Origin of the sequence: Maribacter arcticus (assembly GCF_900167935.1) — a bacterium.
In the GTDB taxonomy this organism is placed as follows: Bacteria; Bacteroidota; Bacteroidia; order Flavobacteriales; family Flavobacteriaceae; genus Maribacter; species Maribacter arcticus.
Genome location: NZ_FUYL01000002.1, coordinates 291,520 through 307,781, shown reverse-complemented (window position 1 = coordinate 307,781; position 16,262 = coordinate 291,520). Strand labels below are relative to the sequence as shown.

Genomic DNA, 16,262 nt, shown 5'->3' with positions numbered 1-16,262 from the left:
CGAATAGAAAAACAGCTTAATGAGTGAACATGCAAAGGAAATAATACTTATGTTATAAATCGAACTTTATACCTTGGGCTAATGGTAGTTCTGTGGTATAGTTAATGGTATTGGTCTGTCTTCTCATGTATACTTTCCAAGCATCAGAGCCGCTTTCTCGACCACCCCCAGTTTCTTTTTCACCACCAAAGGCGCCACCAATTTCTGCACCTGAAGTACCTATATTAACATTAGCTATTCCACAATCACTTCCCCAAGCAGAAAGAAAACGTTCCGCTTCACGAAGATTATTGGTCATTATTGCTGATGATAGACCTTGAACAACACCATTTTGTATTGCTATTGCATTTTCAACATCTCCAGAGTATTTTAAAAGATATAAAACTGGGGCAAAAGTTTCGTGCTGTACAATTTCAAAATTGTTCTTAGCTTCGGCAATAGCAGGTTGTACATAACAACCACTTTCATAACCTTTACCTTCTAATACACCACCTTCTACAACTAGTTTGCCACCTTCGGCAACTACTTTTTCTAATGCCTTCTTGTACTGTTCAACTGCATCTGTATCAATTAATGGACCTACATGATTATTTTCATCTAATGGATTTCCAATCCTTAATTGTTGATAGGCTGCTACTACAGCATCTTTAACTTTGTCATACATTGAGTCATGAATAATCAATCTTCTAGTTGAGGTACAGCGTTGACCAGCAGTACCTACTGCCCCAAATACAGCTCCAATTACTGTCATTTTTAAATCGGCATCTGGTGTTACAATAATGGCATTGTTACCACCAAGTTCTAATAATGATTTACCAAGACGCGCTGCTACAGTTTGAGCAACAATTTTACCCATACGAATAGAACCGGTAGCAGATACTAACGGAATTCTGTTGTCTTGTGTCATTAGCTCGCCAACTTTATAGTCGCCATTAATAAGACAAGAAATACCTTCTTGTAAATTATTGGCTTTAAGAACTGATGAAGCTATATTTTGACATGCGATACCACATAAAGGTGTTTTCTCTGATGGTTTCCAAACACAAACATCGCCACAAATCCAAGCTAATGCTGTATTCCAGGCCCAAACGGCCACGGGAAAATTAAATGCAGAAATTATTCCCACCACACCTAAAGAATGATATTGTTCATACATTCTATGACCAGGTCTTTCAGAGTGCATTGTTAGTCCGTGTAATTGACGAGATAGACCAACTGCGAAATCACAGATATCTATCATTTCTTGAACTTCACCTAAACCTTCTTGGTAACTCTTACCCATTTCATAAGAAACTAGTTTACCTAAAGGTTCTTTTAGTTCTCTTAGTTTGTCACCAAATTGTCTCACAATTTCACCACGTAGTGGTGCCGGTTTTGTTCTCCATTCTTTAAAAGCAACGGTAGCTGTACTCATTACTTTTTCAAAATCAGCTTTAGTGGTTGTTTTCACTTTAGCGATTAACGAACCGTCTACTGGAGAGTATGATGAAATGATATCTCCTGATGAAAAATTGTTGGAACCTGTTGAGGTACCTTCATTAACATCTTTGATTCCCAATTTTTTTAGGGCATCATGTATTCCAAAATCTGCTGCTATTTTTGACATTTTATAACTTTTTATGCGTTTTCTGTTAGATATACTACAAAAATACGAAGAATATTATGCTTTAGGCGAAACAAAAGCCTACAATGAAAATTTTATGATACTCCATAGTACGATTCCTATAAATGCGGGAACACTTTGAATATAGAAAATCTTCTTAGTGACCGAAATGGCACCATATAATCCTGCTACGAAAACACAGCCCAAAAAGAAGAGGGCAACGTTACCTGACCAAACTGAATCATTAATCAATATAGACCAAATTAAGCCTGAAGCTAAAAACCCGTTGTATAGCCCCTGGTTTGCGGCCATTTGTTTTGTAGGTTCAAACAAATCTTGAGGAAAATTTTTAAAAACCTTTCTTCCTTTTGTAGTCCATGCAAACATTTCCATCCAAAGAATATAAATGTGCGTCAGTGCAACAAATGCGGTAATTATCTTTGCGGCTAACATCATTCTTCTTTAGCAATAAAGCGTTCGTCTACAGGCATTACAGTGCCGCAATTATCGCAGGTTCTTAATGCTTTTGAGCTATAAAAGTGCTTAAAATGAGATAGAAAATCCTTTTCAATGTTATGAAGTGTAAAATACGCTTCATATAATTTGTGATTACAATTATCACAAAACCATAAAAGTCCGTCATCAACATTCATATCGGCTCTTTTTCGCTCAATGACCAAACCGATAGAACCTTCTTTTCGAACAGGTGAATGGGGCACTTTCGCAGGATGCAGATACATATCGCCTGGCCCTAACTGCATTGTTTGTTTTTTACCATCTTCCTGAATATGAATTTCAATATTGCCTTCTAACTGGTAAAAAAGTTCTTCTGTTTCGTTATAATGATAATCTTTTCTAGCATTTGGCCCTGCTACTATCATTACTATATAATCGCCTGAATCTTTGTAAAGATTTTTATTGCCTACAGGGGGCTTAAGCAGCGCTCTGTTATCTTCAATCCATTTGTTTAGATTGAATGGTGATTTAATACTCATTAAATTAATTTTATCTGAAAGTTAAATAAACCGTTGCCTCTTACCTAAAAGTTAAGCATAAAAAATGCCTTTGAATAACAAAGGCATTTAATAATAAGTTATAACTAACTATCTAAAGAATACCTGAGTAAAGTAAAGGTCGCCATTACTATTTGGTCTTATGCTTATAGCTGTATAATTATAATCACCTTCAAGATTTTGTCGATGTCCTGGGCTATCCAACCATGCCTCGAAAGCAGCTTCTAAAGTATCATAGTTTCTAGCTACATTTTCTGCTACAAAAATGGCTCCTGTTCTTTTTGAGATATTTTCTGCACGTTCAGAAAATTTGTCGTGGCTGGTAATGCCATTTTCAATCATGTAGCTGGTATGAATACCTGCATAATAATAGGTAGTGCTTTCAAATTCCATTTCATTTAATCCGATACTAACTCTATAGTTATTGATCATTTCGAAAAGTTCTGCTTCAATGGTATTATGAGCATCAGATGAAACCAACGTCACTTTAGCTGATAAGTCATCGTTATTTACTTCGTAACCTGCAAAATTTTGGTATTTGGAACAAGAGGATAATAAGATTAAAATTAATGCTAATGTAGGTAATGATAATTTCATGTTGGGGAACATTTTTATTTTAATAATGTCACAAAAGTAGTGTCAAGGCTCAGTTCTAATAGCATAATATCCATGTCGGTACTTAAAAACTCGATAAGCTGCTAAATAAGGTCCTATGGGGTCTAATCGTTTAAATCCACATTGAATTTCGTCGAAGAATTGCGCATTTCATATGATTTTTCTCACTTTATCCTTGAAAGAATTCACTTAAACCTAGATAAGCTAAAATATACCCTTCAATACGGAGATTTAAAGGTTTAAATATGCTTCTAACCATATTTGCTTTATTGCTTGTAAAAAAGTTGCGTAAAATAAAAATTTCCTGAATTATCCTTTTTAACGCTTATACCTGTGTGAGTGAAGTCACCTTCCATAGTTTTTCTATGACTACTACTAGTGTACCAACCTTGAAAAGCCTCTATTGCCGATTGATAATCTTTGGCTACATTTTCCGCTACCATTTCAACTTCAACTTCAGAATTGATGTTGGTAGCTCTTGAGCTGAAATTATCGTGGCTAATACTCCCTTTTGCAATCATATAATCAGTATGAATGTTGGCGTATTTATAGGCTATATTGCTAAATTCGAGAGCATTGGTATTTAAAGTTAACCTGTGCTGATTCACAATATTCAATAGGTCCTGCTCTATAGTTATAACATTTTCTGCTTCTAATACAGGCGTCTCTTCAGGAGAATCGCTTGTACAAGAATTAAGAAAAAGCAATAAAAAGACAGGGACCGCATAAAGCAATCTCATTTTCATATAGTGTCTTTTTGTTATAGCCTTTCGGCTTAGCGCAGTAGGTAAGTAAGTTGAGAATGTTCTAAGTTCTCTATCGATAGGGGATACCGATAAAGTAATATTATATAAAAAATGGATTCAGTAGATAATCTATATGTTATATTCGATGAAGTGGTTAAAATCTAGGAATAAACGCTTTATGTACTAGTTATATAGAAATAGAATCTTTTGACGATTGTTTTATTAACATATTGTTTTTAAGTACTTTATCAAAAATAAGCGCACCAATGTCCTTTATCGGTTGATATAGCATAGACTCTTTTTTAGTATTCTCATCCATTATATTTAATGTGCTATCCATACGGTCAAAAAATATTAAAGCGGCACCTAATAAGATGGCTATTTTTAAGGTGCCAAATATAGCGCCGGCAATTTTATTTAAAAGACCTAACATGGCAAAATTTGCAACTTTCGTTAAAATCTTACCCGCTAAGTGAACTATAATTATGATAAGAACGAAGGTGACTACAAAAGCGATAATACTCATATTATGTTCATCCCATTCTAGATGTTCTGATAAATAATCGCCAGTTATATATGAAAAATGAATTGCTCCATAGATGCCAGCAATTAAAGCAACAATAGATGCTATTTCCATAAAAAGGCCATTTTTAAGACCTTTCCATAAGCCCCAAACCAAAGGAATTCCAAGAAGTATATCTAAAAGCCCCATTCGTGAAGTGTTTTAACAAATATAGAACTTTGATTTGTACCTTTGAAATGTCTAAACATAAGTGCAGCTAGACATAAATATATGGCAAGGGATATACAATTAAAAGAACGATGGGATTATTTAGTAGAAAAACTATCAATAAAATTTTCCGATGGTGATCCATTAGAATTGGATGCGATAATATATTTGGTAGGTGTTCAAGAATTAGGACAATACCATAGAAAATATAAGAAGGATGATAAGTTAGATTTGATGCATATTTCTATATGTAGACTTTTGGAACCTTATGGTTTTTATGAGTTTAGTTTTTTTGATGAGGACGGATGGCCTCATTATACTATAAATGAAGAATTACCCCCTTTAAAGGCAGGTGAACAAACAGTGTTGATGAAGGAGGCTATTGTTAATTATTTTTTAGAAAAAGAATTCATTAAATAAAATTTAGCAGGCGTTATTTTAGCTATAATTTTCACTTCAAAAAGTGCTTTGATGGCATAAAATGTTTTTCAGGAAGTCTTCATTAACTTAATTATTTCCTTTTTTGAATTAGCAGTCAAAACCGCTATATTTAAAGAAATAACACACACAGATGTCAAGGCAATTTATAATATCATTAGATCAAGGTACTACAAGCTCTAGAGCTTTATTGGTGGACCATGATGGTGCTATCCAAGGGATGGTTCAGAAGGAGTTCAAACAAATTTTTCCTAAATCTGGCTGGGTTGAACACGACCCCAAAGAAATATTATCCTCGCAGATGGAAGTTTTGCAAGAACTCTTGAAGAAAGAGAAGGTCAAACCATCAGAAATACTGGGTATTGGTATTACTAATCAAAGGGAAACTACGGTCGTTTGGGATAAAAACACCGGTGAACCAGTTTACAACGCTATTGTTTGGCAAGATAAGAGAACAGCCGATATTTGTGAGCACTTGAAGAAAATTGGACTTACTGAGCATGTTAAAAAAACTACAGGTCTGGTTATTGATTCTTATTTTTCTGGCACCAAGGTTAAATGGATTTTGGATAATGTAGAAGGTGCCAAGAAGAAAGCTGAAGCTGGCGACTTATTATTGGGGACCATAGATACTTGGTTGGTCTGGAACATGACGAAAGAGCATAACCACTATACAGATTATACGAATGCATCTCGTACTATGATATATGATATCGTAAACTTAAAATGGGACGATAAGATGTTGAAAGCTTTAAGCATTCCTAAAAGTATGCTACCAGAGGTAAAACCATCTGCGGCTGATTATGGTGATTTTGAATATGAGGGTGTTAAAATACCTATTGCTGGCATAGCGGGTGATCAACAAGCAGCACTTTTTGGTCAAGGATGTTTTAAGAAGGGTTCAGCAAAAAACACCTACGGTACTGGTTGTTTTATGTTGATGAACACAGGAGAAGAACCGCAGTTTTCAAATAACGGCCTATTGACAACGATTGCCTACGGATTAGATGGTAAGGTGAATTATGCATTGGAAGGGAGTGTTTTCATAGCAGGTGCAGCTATACAATGGTTAAGAGATGGTTTAGAACTAATAGAAGATGCTAAAGAAACTGAAGATTTAGCTAATTCAATAGAAGGTGAAAACCCTGTTTATGTAGTTCCTGCTTTTGCGGGTTTAGGTGCTCCGTATTGGGACATGTATGCAAGAGGAGCCATATTTGGACTTACAAGAGATACAGGCAAAGCGCATATTGCTAAGGCTACGTTAGAATCACTTGCTTATCAAACTAAGGATATTCTAAAAGCAATGGAAGATGATTCAGGCATTCAGTTAAAAAACCTGAGAGTTGATGGTGGTGCGTGCGCCAATAATCATTTGATGCAATTTCAGGCTGATATTTTAGATTCTGAAGTTCACAGACCAGAGATTATAGAATCAACGGCTATGGGGGCAGCGTTTTTGGCAGGTATACAAGTTGGTTTTTGGAAACAATCTGATATTGATGAAAACCGACCGATGAACCGAATTTTTAAACCCACTTTTGATAGGGTTAAAAGAAAACGCTTATATAAAAAATGGCAAAAAGCGGTTGAGCGTTGTAAAGGTTGGGAAGAAGATTGATTCTTAGACATCTAAATTTTACAATTAAATAATTTTATCAAGCAAAAATTAGTGAAATGCTACCCCTATCTTTGATGTTGAATATGGGTATGGTACTATCTAATAGGCTATTTATTTAGGTACTACGTGCCTTAATAATTAAATAAACATCTACTGATGAAAAACATAAAATTTACCAATTTAGAGCGTCAAAAAACGATTGATGCCTTAGAAGGAGAAGAATTTGACCTTGTGGTTATTGGTGGAGGAATAACCGGTGGTGGTATAGCTTTAGATGCTGCGTCACGTGGTTTGAAAGTTGCCTTGCTTGAAAAAGGCGATTTCGCCTCGGGTACAAGTAGTAAATCAACTAAATTAATACATGGCGGTCTTCGTTATTTAAAACAATTTGATTTTTGGTTGGTTAAAGAAGTTGGTTCTGAACGCGCTATTGTTCACAAACTAGCTCCACATTTGGTGCTGCCTGAAAAAATGTTACTTCCTTTAATCGAAAATGGTTCTTACGGTAAATGGCTTACTTCAATAGGTCTTAAAGTTTACGATATTCTAGCACAAGTTTCAGGAGATGACAAACGAAAAATGTTGGAAAAGAAAGAGGCAATGAAATTGGAGCCTTTGTTACCAAAGAAAATTCTGAACGGTGCAGGTTATTATGCAGAATATAGAACAGATGATGCCCGTTTAACCATTGAGAATATTAAAACAAGTTTACTATTTGGAGCACAAGCGTTGAATTATGCTAAAGTGAACGAGTTTATATATGAAAAGGAAAAAGTTGCAGGTGTAAAGGCAACTGATGAAACCACAGGTAAAGAATTTACCATTAAATCTAAATTTGTAATCAGTGCAGCTGGTCCTTGGGTAGACGAATTAAGGAGTTTAAATAATTCTAAAAAAGGAAAGCAATTACATCTTACCAAAGGTGTGCACTTGGTTTTTCCTTATGAGAAATTGCCGGTAAAACAATCTTGTTATTTCGATATACCAGATGGTCGAATGATGTTTGCTATTCCAAGAGGTAAAATTACTTATGTAGGTACAACAGACACTAATTATAATGACAGTAAAGATAATGTTCGTACAGATTTAGCAGACGCTATTTATTTGATATCTGCCGTAAATAATATGTTTCCAGACATCAATTTAGAACTTGAAGATATTGTTTCATCATGGGCAGGTCTGCGTCCATTAATACATGAGGAAGGTAAATCTGCCTCTGAATTGTCGAGAAAAGATGAAATTTTTGTTTCTGATACTGGTTTAATAAGTATAGCTGGCGGTAAATTAACCGGCTATAGAAAAATGGCTGAACGTGTAGTTGATCGCATTGCTAAAAAAATGGAAGAGGAATATGATACCAAGCTAAAAGAGTGCTTTACTGAGAAAATATTCTTGTGTGGTAATGATGATTTTAAAAAGTTTAAACACGTAAAAAAATACATTGCAGAAATATACGATAGAATCAAAGGAGATAAATTTACGGAACATGACGCTTGGTTTTTAGTGACCAATTATGGAAAGCAAACAGAGATAATTCTGGTTAATTACGCAAAAATTGTTGAGAAAGATAAATATGTTCGCCTTGCAAAAGCAGAACTTGCTTTTGGTATTGATTATGAAATGATTCAGAACCCTATGGATTTCTTTATACGAAGAACAGGAAGGTTATATTTTGATATTGATAGCATTAGAACCCTTATGAAACCTATCTTAAAAGAATTTCAGAATAGATTTGGGGTTGAAGATTCAGTTGTAGAAGAGTGGAAAACCATTTTAAAAGCCGAGATAAAAGAGCATTCAGATTTTTCATTGGAGAGGCGCTAATCTAATTTGTCCGTCAAATCGAGAAAAACTTTTTTAGGATTTTTGTTTTCGTAAAGTACTTGATAAACGGCATCAATAATTGGGGTTTTAACCTTTTTCTTGAAACCTTCTTTTATAGTGAAAGCACTTTTTGCAGCATAATACCCCTCTGCAATCATACTCATTTCCATTTGAGCACTTTTTACGGTATACCCTTTACCAATCATATTGCCGAACATTCTGTTTCTGCTAAAGATGGAATATCCGGTTACTAAAAGGTCTCCTAAATAGGCAGACTTGTTAATGTTTCGGTCAATATTGTGAATACGTTTGGTATAGCGTTTCATTTCTCGAATGGCATTGCTCATCAATACGCTTTGAAAATTATCACCATAACCCAATCCGTGAGCGATACCAGCTGCGATAGCATAAATGTTTTTTAACATGGCAGCGTACTCTGTGCCAATAATATCTTTACTGATATTGGTTTTAATATAGTTGCTAGATAGGTTTTTAGCAATTAATTCAGCCTTGTCTTTGTCAGCACATGCAATGGTCAAATATGAAAGCCTTTCCATAGCAACTTCTTCAGCGTGGCAAGGTCCTGTTATAACCCCAATATGTTCAAAAGGAATTTTATAGATTTCATGAAAATGTTCGCCAACAATTAAACCAGATTCTGGCACGATACCCTTAATGGCAGAGAATATAATTTTATCTTTTAAAGGAGATTTAAGTTTTTTTAATTCGCTGACTAAAAATGCAGATGGAACTGCAAATATTAAAACATCTGCAAAATTTACAGCTTCGTTAATATCATCGGTCAAGAATAATTGTTCAGTTTTAAATTCAACTGATGTAAGATAATTTGGATTATGTTTTTGAGTTTTTATATGTTCAATAGCGTCTGAATTACGCATGTACCATCCTACCATTTCTTGGTTGTTGGTCAACATTTTTACAATGGCAGTTGCCCAGCTACCACCACCTAATACTGCAAATTTCGCATTCTTTTCCATGCTACAAATTTACCAATATTTTGCGTGCTCATCATCAGCTTAGCATCAGTGTTTTATAAATTTTGGCATGGTGATTGTTTCTATGTTAGTAATCTTAAAATAAAATCATATGAAAACAATAAAACTACTTACAGGTTATTTTCTTTTGGCCACTTTAATGGTTTCTTGTTATGCAGATGTAATCATAGAAGATGATTTTATTGAAGAATCTGCTTTTAATACAGATCAAGTTTTACAGAGTTTTGATTTATGGTATATAGACATAAATGCAACTCAAGGTAATGGTGAGGTTCCTTTTTTGCAAAGAGCTTTTACCGTTTCATTTGATAGAGGTGTGCTTTACGCCAACAATAATATTGTTGGAATAGGTAAAACGGGAGGCGGTTACGGAATAGATGTTGGAACATATGGCACGCTAAGGGGTATTGTAGATATAGACCATGATATTGATGGTCGTTGGGCTTTAGAAGTGTTTGCTATAAATAGAAATACAATAGAACTATATGATGCCAGAGGTGACACCTCTTATTTTCTAAAAGGATATCAAACAAATACGTTCGACTATGATATGGTTTTCTATGATAACATCAATTACTTCATTCAAGAATATGATGCATGGGAGAAAATATACACTAGTGAAATTGGAGCATTGAATGATTTTGATGATGAGAATTATGTACAGTTTTTACCTAATTTTTTTAGATCGTCTTTAGATTCGCCAAATACAAGTATGGCCAATTTACAATGGGATTTTGAAGGGGAATACGAAGTATATGATATACAAGGTGATAATTCTTTAAAAGCCTTGACGTTGGACTATGATTTCTTTGGTGATGACTATTTTGAACTTTATGTGATTAATGATAGTACAATAGAATTATATCATCCAGATAGTGCAACTACCTATGAGTTTAGAGGTAGAGGTTATCAAGAGTATTTAAAATCTGGAAAGGGTGATGGCAGTAAGAAAAGAATTAAATCTTCTAATCCTATAATGAATGTGAAAAGGAAGAAGGTAAAATAGTTTTAAGTTAGTTGATTTGAAAATTGCCCTTTTTTTAAAAAAGGGCAATTTTTTTAATCTTATCGTAAGACTTTGAAATGATTTAACTTAATATCATCTAATCCTTTTTCATCAAAAGGATATTCTAAATCATCTTGAATATTATAAAGGGAAATAAGAATAAACTCAGTAAGCATTACCACAAAATAAACAGCTATATGATTATAATTTTTTCCAATTTCAGATATAATGGTAGGTGCATAAATTAGCGGGAAAATGTATATAAAAACTTCACAGTAAGCCTTTAAGCTTACTGGGGTTCTATGTACATGAATACCATTCAAATTGTCAATGGCCTCGTGTAAGTCACACAAATATTTAAACAGTTTATCCTTTAAACCTTTAGGGATAGTCTCCCTTCTAGAATGAATAAATTCATAGACCTTGTCAACTTCCTCATCTAAATCTTTTATGCTGCTTTGTTGACTTTTAAGATGCAACAAAGTTTTATCCTCTATGTTTTCCAAAAGATGTTTTAAAATTACCTCCTCCTCCTCTAATAAAGTACTGGTCGTAATAAAATAATACAGGGTTTTCATTGCACTACGGTACTGGCTTAAATGTTCCAATGCCTTTTCCCGTCTTCTAAAAGAACCTCTAATGGTAAATACTAAGGGAAAAATAATGGCGATACTTAGCAGGGTTAAATCAACTTTGAAGAAAATCTCAAAATGATAACAAAGAAAAACAGAGGCAAAGGAAATGACCATTACCAATAGCGTCTTGTAATTTAAGGAAGAGAGATAGCGTTTAATAACTTTATTTTTAATACTTTAAATGTAAAGTTAATTGATTATGGGAAAGATGCAAACTAATCTAGGACTACTTACTATTTGCGTTTTTTTATCTATGTCATGTTTTGGTCAAAAAGATGACAATAGCAAAAAGCTAGGTAAAGTCTCAAAACTATTTAGTACTGAAGATGTACTTGAAGTTCAAATGGCCTATAGTAATAGGGATCTTAAAAAACTCACCAATGATAGCACGTACATTAATTTAAATCTTACTTATAGAGATGATTTAGATACCCTAAGGGGGCTACCAGTGAGGGTTAGGGCAAGAGGAAATTTTAGACGTAAAAACTGTTATTTTTCACCTGTTAAGTTAAAGATTAAAAAGGAAGACGCTAAAAGAACGGTATTTAAAGGTAATAAGGAATTGAAATTGGTATTTCCTTGTTTAAAGGAAAGTAATAACAATGATAATGTAATCAAGGAATTATTGGCCTATAAACTTTATGAGGTAATATCCCCTTACCATTTTAAGACAAGACTTCTCGATTTTACACTAACCGAACCTAAAGGCAAAAAATTACAGGAACACAAAATAAAGGCATTTTTCATTGAAGATATGGATGAATTGGAAGATCGTTTTGGTGCTAAGGAGATGAAAAGGAATGTACATCCGTTACAACAAGATTCTTTGTACTCCATCCGTAATTCAATGTTCCAATATATGATTGGTAACACCGATTTCTCAACCGGCTACCAACATAATCAAAAACTATTGTTCTTAAATGGGTACTCCATTCCCATTCCTTATGATTTTGACATGTCTGGATTATGTGACGTAAGTTATGCCGTTGTTTCACAAATAGAAGGTGTAGAATTACCACTAGAGTCGGTTACAGATCGTCTGTATAGGGGTTTTAGGCGAACAGATGCCACCATGTACTCCATAAGAAATGAGTTCTTGGAAAGTCAATCAAGAATGATGGAAATAGTTGAAAACCATAAGGACTATTTTGAAAATGCAAATGAGTTCGAAAAATGCAAAAAATACCTTTTGGAGTTTTTCAATGTAATGGCGAATTCTGATAAATTTAAATCTCAAATTCTAGATAAAGCAAGAACAAAATAGGAGTTTTACGTTTATTAGTTTTCAAATAACTCTATAAGTGGTTTTCCTTGGGAGGCACTTGGTAGGGGTATGTTCAAGAACATAGACAAGCTAGGGGCAATGTCTATTGGATTCACCGCCCTAACAGATTCACCGCTCTTAATACCTTTGCCCATCCAAATAAGGGGTACATGTGTATCATACGAATAACCAGACCCATGTACGGTGCCATTGACCATTTCAACATCAATATTGGGATTTGGATGGATTATGGTGCCAGAGGAATAGCTTATTATTACATCACCAGATCTTTTTACATGATAACCATTTTGAATGGTTTTTCGAATTCCTTCCTCATAAACGTAGGTTTGAAGGTCATCTGCGGTAAGTGCAAAAGAAACTTCTGGTAAGGTCATTAAGTAATCTGCAGCCTCTTTTTGAATTATTGGTAAGGTTAACTTTTGTTCGTCAACAGTAACTTTATTTAAATACAAGTTATTTCCATTCACAGCAGTTATCCATGAGGCTTTCCCATACTTCGTATCTAAAAATGCTTCTAAGTTTCTTGCATCGCTAGTAGTTCGTGCAATCGCAGCATCTAACTTGTGATTATTTAAAAACGACACGTTTTCTATAGCTCCATGGTCTGAAGTAAGGAATAAGGTGTAGTTTTCCTTTCCTATTTTAGTGTCCAATGCCTTTAAAAGTGTTGCGATTTCATTATCTAATCTTAAATAGATATCCTCCATCTCCACAGATTGTGGTCCGAAGGTATGCCCAATAACATCTGGCACAGAATAGCTAATGTTCAAAAAATCGGTGTACTTATCTTTTCCTAACTTTTCTTCCTGTATTGCAGTAATGGCAAATTCTGTAAGTAAGGTGTTTCCTTTTGGAGAAATCCATAATAATTGAAATTCACTTCCATTATCTCTATACTTTTCCCTCATAGTCTTAAAATTGTAAGGAAATGTTGGGCTGATCTTTCCGCCTAGTGAAGGTTCATATGTATTATCGTCTGGCGAACTTGATATATATGTTTCAATAGGGTAAAGGGTATTCCAGGTTTCATCTAAATAGGCATCTGATTTCTCTTGTTTATTAAACTTATCGACCCAATTGGGTAGGGTTTCCATATAAAAACTACTACTTACAAAATAGCCAGGGCTTGATTCCCAATCATGCCAATAAACACCATCTGCAGATTTTCCGCCTGGTAAAATAGCTCCCCTATCTTTGATGGATACACTTATTATTTTTGATTTAAAATTGCTTATCTTTTTTAATTCATCAGTTATGGTTGATGACATTAACTTATTGGGGGATACTCCATATGGGTTATCATTTACAGATCCAACTATTTTTTCTAGTGAATCAGACACATTTTCTTCTACTGTATTGGTTTCTCTGTCAAACCAAGAATTACCGATTATACCATGATAAGAAGGGGTGGTTCCGGTATAAATTGAAGCATGGCCTGGTGCAGTTTCCGCAGGAATATAATTAACATTTGCGTTTTTATAATTGAATCCATTGCGTATTAATCTTTTGAATCCATCTTCGCCATACCTATCCTGATATTTATAAAGATAATCTGCTCTCATTTGATCAATAATAACTCCTACCACCAATTTAGGGTTTGAATCATCTTGTGCTTTGGTTTGAAAAAAAGACAAAGAAACCAATAGAATTGTGGATATCGATAAAAGTTTAAATGAATTGTTTTGCATAAGATTTATTGTTTCTAGTTAATTTGTCCCCAATCTCTTCAAAAACTTTCTATATCTAATTTATTTAGATAATATTAGAGCGTAATCGTTTTTTAAATGCCGAAGGATTCTCACCTGTAACTTTCTTAAACGTTCTGTTGAAATAAGACAAACTTTCAAATCCGCATTCAAAGCATGTTTCACTAACATTTTTGCCAGTAAGTAACATACGTTTAGATTGGCTGATACGATATTGATTTAAAAACTCTATAAAAGTACTGCCTGTGGCTTTTTTAAAATAGCGGCAAAAAGCTGGTTTTGTCAAATTACAAAATTTTGCAACTTCATCTACAGAAATTTTACCTTGATATCGTTCATCGATTAAGGCGTAAATGTCACGAATACGGCTTTGTTCTTTTTTGCTATACCTATTTTTATAAGGCTTTTTATGTAAGAGCTCAAACTCATTGCTTTGAGACAATCTTTTAAGAATACTCATGATGGCCATGAAATATTCAAAAGGTTTTAGAGTGTGAAGTTCTTTTAATAATTCGCCAACAACTCTTTTCGTTTCTCCATGAAATGCAAGTCCATATCTTGATAGGTCTAGTAACCGGTTCAGGCTTTGCAATTCTGGTATTGGCTCAACAAATGTATTTTTAAATGAAGGTTTAATATGTAAGACTTCTTCTCTGTAAACAGTCTTCACTCCGTAGTCAAAATTTAAGTGAGGAATGTTTGAACCTATAAGAACAAGGTCGGTTTCCTCATATTCAGAAATATGGTCGCCAACATGTCGTGTTCCACTTGCACCTTCTATATAGACCAATTCATATTCTGGATGAAAATGCCAGTAAAAAAGATGACTCAATTTAGGGTCATGTAAAAGCCTAAACGGACTTTTACTTAATGGGTCAATGGTTTCAAGTTCAATTTTCATGGCTAAATGTAACAAAATTACGTATAAATCAACATAATCGACCTAATTAAATCAATATAGTTCAAATTATGGTCAATATTGCGGTAGTTTGAATTTTAAATGCTAAGTAGTTTTATAAAATGCTTTAAACTTAAATTTCAGACAAAATGCAACAAACAAATAACAAAGTAGAGCAAGGAAATAAAGCCCATGAAGAAATTCCGGGTAACCCATCTACTGCAACCAGCAGTAGTCAAAGCCTGAACGATCGTTCTAATGGAAAACCCTTGCGTGTATTAAGTGAAGACGATTGGCGGTTTTGGATGCAAAATGGTTATATAGTAATTAAGAATGCAGTATCAAAAGAACAAGCAAGACGTACAGCCGATTTTCTTTGGGAATTTGACGAAAAGAGTCCTACCGATTCTTCTACTTGGTATGCGCCACCACGTGCTGAAATGAAAATGAAAGAATTAACGGGTACAGGTATGGTTGAGGTATATAACCATCAACATTTATGGAATAACAGGCAAACGCAAAGAGTATATGATGCTTTTGTAGATGTTTGGGGAACAGAAGAATTATGGGTTACCATTGATCGAGCCAACCTCAATTTTCCCTTGCCAGTTGGTGTAGAAAAGAAGGGGTTTATTCATTGGGATTATGATCCAGAAACCAAGCCGCAAAATGTGCAAGGTGTGTTGGCACTTGCGGATCAAGACGATGAGAATATGGGTGGTTTTCAATGTATACCTTGGTTGTACCGTAACTATGACACTTGGAAACTTACGCAGCCAGAAGATAGGGATCGTTTTCAACCTAGTCTAGAAGGTCTAGAAGATAAAATCGTAAAGGTGAAGATGGAAGCGGGTGATTTGCTAATTTTCAACAGTACAGAACCACATGGTATTCGGCCGAATAAATCTAAAGATAAAGTGCGTATAGCGCAATATATTTCTATGATGCCAGCAGAACCTGAAAACGAAGTACTTAAGAATTGGAGAATTAATTCTTGGAAGAATAGAATCGCACCTGAAGGATATGCCTTTCCTGGAGATCCTAGAAACTGGGAGAAAACGAAATATGATACAGCGGAGTTAACGGATTTAGGAAAAAAATTACTAGGGTTAAACGACTGGTAGAT

The 16,262-nt window shown here is 34.4% G+C and carries 16 protein-coding genes; 6 read left to right on the top strand and 10 right to left on the bottom strand.

Annotated features, from left to right (window positions below):
• Window positions 1-52: 52 nt before the first annotated feature.
• The 6 genes from amaB to B5X55_RS04165 form a co-directional block, all read right to left on the bottom strand.
• Window positions 53-1,606, bottom strand: a complete 1,554-nt coding sequence (amaB, locus tag B5X55_RS04190; protein WP_079511351.1) for an L-piperidine-6-carboxylate dehydrogenase — start codon at window positions 1,604-1,606, stop codon at window positions 53-55.
• Between the two features lie 78 nt (window positions 1,607-1,684).
• Window positions 1,685-2,059 carry a DUF1304 domain-containing protein gene (locus B5X55_RS04185; protein WP_079511350.1) on the bottom strand — a complete coding sequence of 125 codons (375 nt, stop codon included), beginning with the start codon at window positions 2,057-2,059 and terminating at the stop codon, window positions 1,685-1,687.
• Window positions 2,056-2,598: a 3-hydroxyanthranilate 3,4-dioxygenase gene (locus B5X55_RS04180; RefSeq protein ID WP_079511349.1), complete on the bottom strand. Its 543-nt coding sequence runs from the start codon at window positions 2,596-2,598 to the stop codon at window positions 2,056-2,058. The genes B5X55_RS04185 and B5X55_RS04180 overlap by 4 nt, the downstream gene beginning before the upstream one ends.
• A gap of 108 nt (window positions 2,599-2,706) precedes the next feature.
• Window positions 2,707-3,213: a CAP domain-containing protein gene (locus B5X55_RS04175; RefSeq protein ID WP_159447522.1), complete on the bottom strand. Its 507-nt coding sequence runs from the start codon at window positions 3,211-3,213 to the stop codon at window positions 2,707-2,709.
• 284 nt (window positions 3,214-3,497) lie between these two features.
• Entirely contained in the window at window positions 3,498-3,977 is a 480-nt protein-coding gene (locus tag B5X55_RS04170) for a CAP domain-containing protein (protein WP_079511347.1), read from the bottom strand.
• Between the two features lie 187 nt (window positions 3,978-4,164).
• On the bottom strand, window positions 4,165-4,689 hold the full coding sequence (locus tag B5X55_RS04165) for a CvpA family protein (RefSeq protein WP_079511346.1): 525 nt from the start codon (window positions 4,687-4,689) through the stop codon (window positions 4,165-4,167).
• An 81-nt stretch (window positions 4,690-4,770) separates the two neighbouring features.
• Here B5X55_RS04165 and B5X55_RS04160 point away from each other — a divergent pair, with 81 nt between their 5' ends.
• The 3 genes from B5X55_RS04160 to B5X55_RS04150 all read left to right on the top strand — a co-directional run bounded on the left by B5X55_RS04160 (window position 4,771) and on the right by B5X55_RS04150 (window position 8,590).
• Complete coding sequence (locus tag B5X55_RS04160) at window positions 4,771-5,127, top strand: hypothetical protein (RefSeq protein WP_079511594.1); 357 nt, start codon at window positions 4,771-4,773, stop codon at window positions 5,125-5,127.
• A gap of 151 nt (window positions 5,128-5,278) precedes the next feature.
• A complete protein-coding gene (gene glpK / locus B5X55_RS04155; protein WP_079511345.1) occupies window positions 5,279-6,766 on the top strand; it encodes a glycerol kinase GlpK in 1,488 nt (495 codons plus the stop codon).
• A gap of 156 nt (window positions 6,767-6,922) precedes the next feature.
• Entirely contained in the window at window positions 6,923-8,590 is a 1,668-nt protein-coding gene (locus tag B5X55_RS04150; RefSeq protein ID WP_079511344.1) for a glycerol-3-phosphate dehydrogenase/oxidase, read from the top strand.
• On the opposite strand, the gene B5X55_RS04145 is transcribed toward B5X55_RS04150, so the two are convergent.
• The gene (locus B5X55_RS04145) at window positions 8,587-9,588 is read right to left on the bottom strand and encodes an NAD(P)H-dependent glycerol-3-phosphate dehydrogenase (protein ID WP_079511343.1); all 1,002 of its coding nucleotides are present in this window, start codon (window positions 9,586-9,588) and stop codon (window positions 8,587-8,589) included. The genes B5X55_RS04150 and B5X55_RS04145 overlap by 4 nt on opposite strands.
• A 109-nt stretch (window positions 9,589-9,697) precedes the next feature.
• Between B5X55_RS04145 and B5X55_RS04140 the strand changes: the two genes are divergently transcribed.
• Window positions 9,698-10,612, top strand: coding sequence for a nicotinic acid mononucleotide adenyltransferase (locus B5X55_RS04140; protein ID WP_079511342.1), 915 nt, complete (start codon window positions 9,698-9,700; stop codon window positions 10,610-10,612).
• A 59-nt stretch (window positions 10,613-10,671) separates the two neighbouring features.
• On the opposite strand, the gene B5X55_RS04135 is transcribed toward B5X55_RS04140, so the two are convergent.
• Window positions 10,672-11,361, bottom strand: coding sequence for a hypothetical protein (locus B5X55_RS04135; RefSeq protein WP_079511341.1), 690 nt, complete (start codon window positions 11,359-11,361; stop codon window positions 10,672-10,674).
• Between the two features lie 94 nt (window positions 11,362-11,455).
• Here B5X55_RS04135 and B5X55_RS04130 point away from each other — a divergent pair, with 94 nt between their 5' ends.
• Complete coding sequence (locus B5X55_RS04130; RefSeq protein WP_079511593.1) at window positions 11,456-12,511, top strand: hypothetical protein; 1,056 nt, start codon at window positions 11,456-11,458, stop codon at window positions 12,509-12,511.
• 14 nt (window positions 12,512-12,525) lie between these two features.
• Here the strand turns inward: B5X55_RS04130 and B5X55_RS04125 are convergent, their stop codons facing one another.
• A complete protein-coding gene (locus tag B5X55_RS04125) occupies window positions 12,526-14,220 on the bottom strand; it encodes an alkaline phosphatase family protein (RefSeq protein WP_079511340.1) in 1,695 nt (564 codons plus the stop codon).
• Between the two features lie 64 nt (window positions 14,221-14,284).
• Window positions 14,285-15,139, bottom strand: a complete 855-nt coding sequence (locus B5X55_RS04120) for a helix-turn-helix domain-containing protein (protein ID WP_079511339.1) — start codon at window positions 15,137-15,139, stop codon at window positions 14,285-14,287.
• Window positions 15,140-15,285: 146 nt separating this feature from the next.
• Here B5X55_RS04120 and B5X55_RS04115 point away from each other — a divergent pair, with 146 nt between their 5' ends.
• Window positions 15,286-16,260 (top strand): phytanoyl-CoA dioxygenase family protein, encoded by a 975-nt coding sequence (locus B5X55_RS04115; protein WP_079511338.1) that lies wholly within the window; start codon window positions 15,286-15,288, stop codon window positions 16,258-16,260.
• Window positions 16,261-16,262: the final 2 nt, after the last annotated feature.

What these genes read in the sequence shown, in the direction of transcription:
- B5X55_RS04140 (WP_079511342.1), top strand. Translation starts at nt 9,698, where the DNA reads ATGAAAACAATAAAACTACTTACAGGTTATTTTCTTTTGGCCACTTTA.
- B5X55_RS04170 (WP_079511347.1), bottom strand. Translation starts at nt 3,977, where the DNA reads ATGAAAATGAGATTGCTTTATGCGGTCCCTGTCTTTTTATTGCTTTTT.
- B5X55_RS04165 (WP_079511346.1), bottom strand. Translation starts at nt 4,689, where the DNA reads ATGGGGCTTTTAGATATACTTCTTGGAATTCCTTTGGTTTGGGGCTTA.
- B5X55_RS04180 (WP_079511349.1), bottom strand. Translation starts at nt 2,598, where the DNA reads ATGAGTATTAAATCACCATTCAATCTAAACAAATGGATTGAAGATAAC.
- B5X55_RS04185 (WP_079511350.1), bottom strand. Translation starts at nt 2,059, where the DNA reads ATGATGTTAGCCGCAAAGATAATTACCGCATTTGTTGCACTGACGCAC.
- glpK (WP_079511345.1), top strand. Translation starts at nt 5,279, where the DNA reads ATGTCAAGGCAATTTATAATATCATTAGATCAAGGTACTACAAGCTCT.
- B5X55_RS04135 (WP_079511341.1), bottom strand. Translation starts at nt 11,361, where the DNA reads ATGGTCATTTCCTTTGCCTCTGTTTTTCTTTGTTATCATTTTGAGATT.
- B5X55_RS04130 (WP_079511593.1), top strand. Translation starts at nt 11,456, where the DNA reads ATGCAAACTAATCTAGGACTACTTACTATTTGCGTTTTTTTATCTATG.
- B5X55_RS04115 (WP_079511338.1), top strand. Translation starts at nt 15,286, where the DNA reads ATGCAACAAACAAATAACAAAGTAGAGCAAGGAAATAAAGCCCATGAA.
- B5X55_RS04160 (WP_079511594.1), top strand. Translation starts at nt 4,771, where the DNA reads ATGGCAAGGGATATACAATTAAAAGAACGATGGGATTATTTAGTAGAA.
- B5X55_RS04145 (WP_079511343.1), bottom strand. Translation starts at nt 9,588, where the DNA reads ATGGAAAAGAATGCGAAATTTGCAGTATTAGGTGGTGGTAGCTGGGCA.
- B5X55_RS04175 (WP_159447522.1), bottom strand. Translation starts at nt 3,213, where the DNA reads ATGAAATTATCATTACCTACATTAGCATTAATTTTAATCTTATTATCC.
- amaB (WP_079511351.1), bottom strand. Translation starts at nt 1,606, where the DNA reads ATGTCAAAAATAGCAGCAGATTTTGGAATACATGATGCCCTAAAAAAA.
- B5X55_RS04120 (WP_079511339.1), bottom strand. Translation starts at nt 15,139, where the DNA reads ATGAAAATTGAACTTGAAACCATTGACCCATTAAGTAAAAGTCCGTTT.
- B5X55_RS04125 (WP_079511340.1), bottom strand. Translation starts at nt 14,220, where the DNA reads ATGCAAAACAATTCATTTAAACTTTTATCGATATCCACAATTCTATTG.
- B5X55_RS04150 (WP_079511344.1), top strand. Translation starts at nt 6,923, where the DNA reads ATGAAAAACATAAAATTTACCAATTTAGAGCGTCAAAAAACGATTGAT.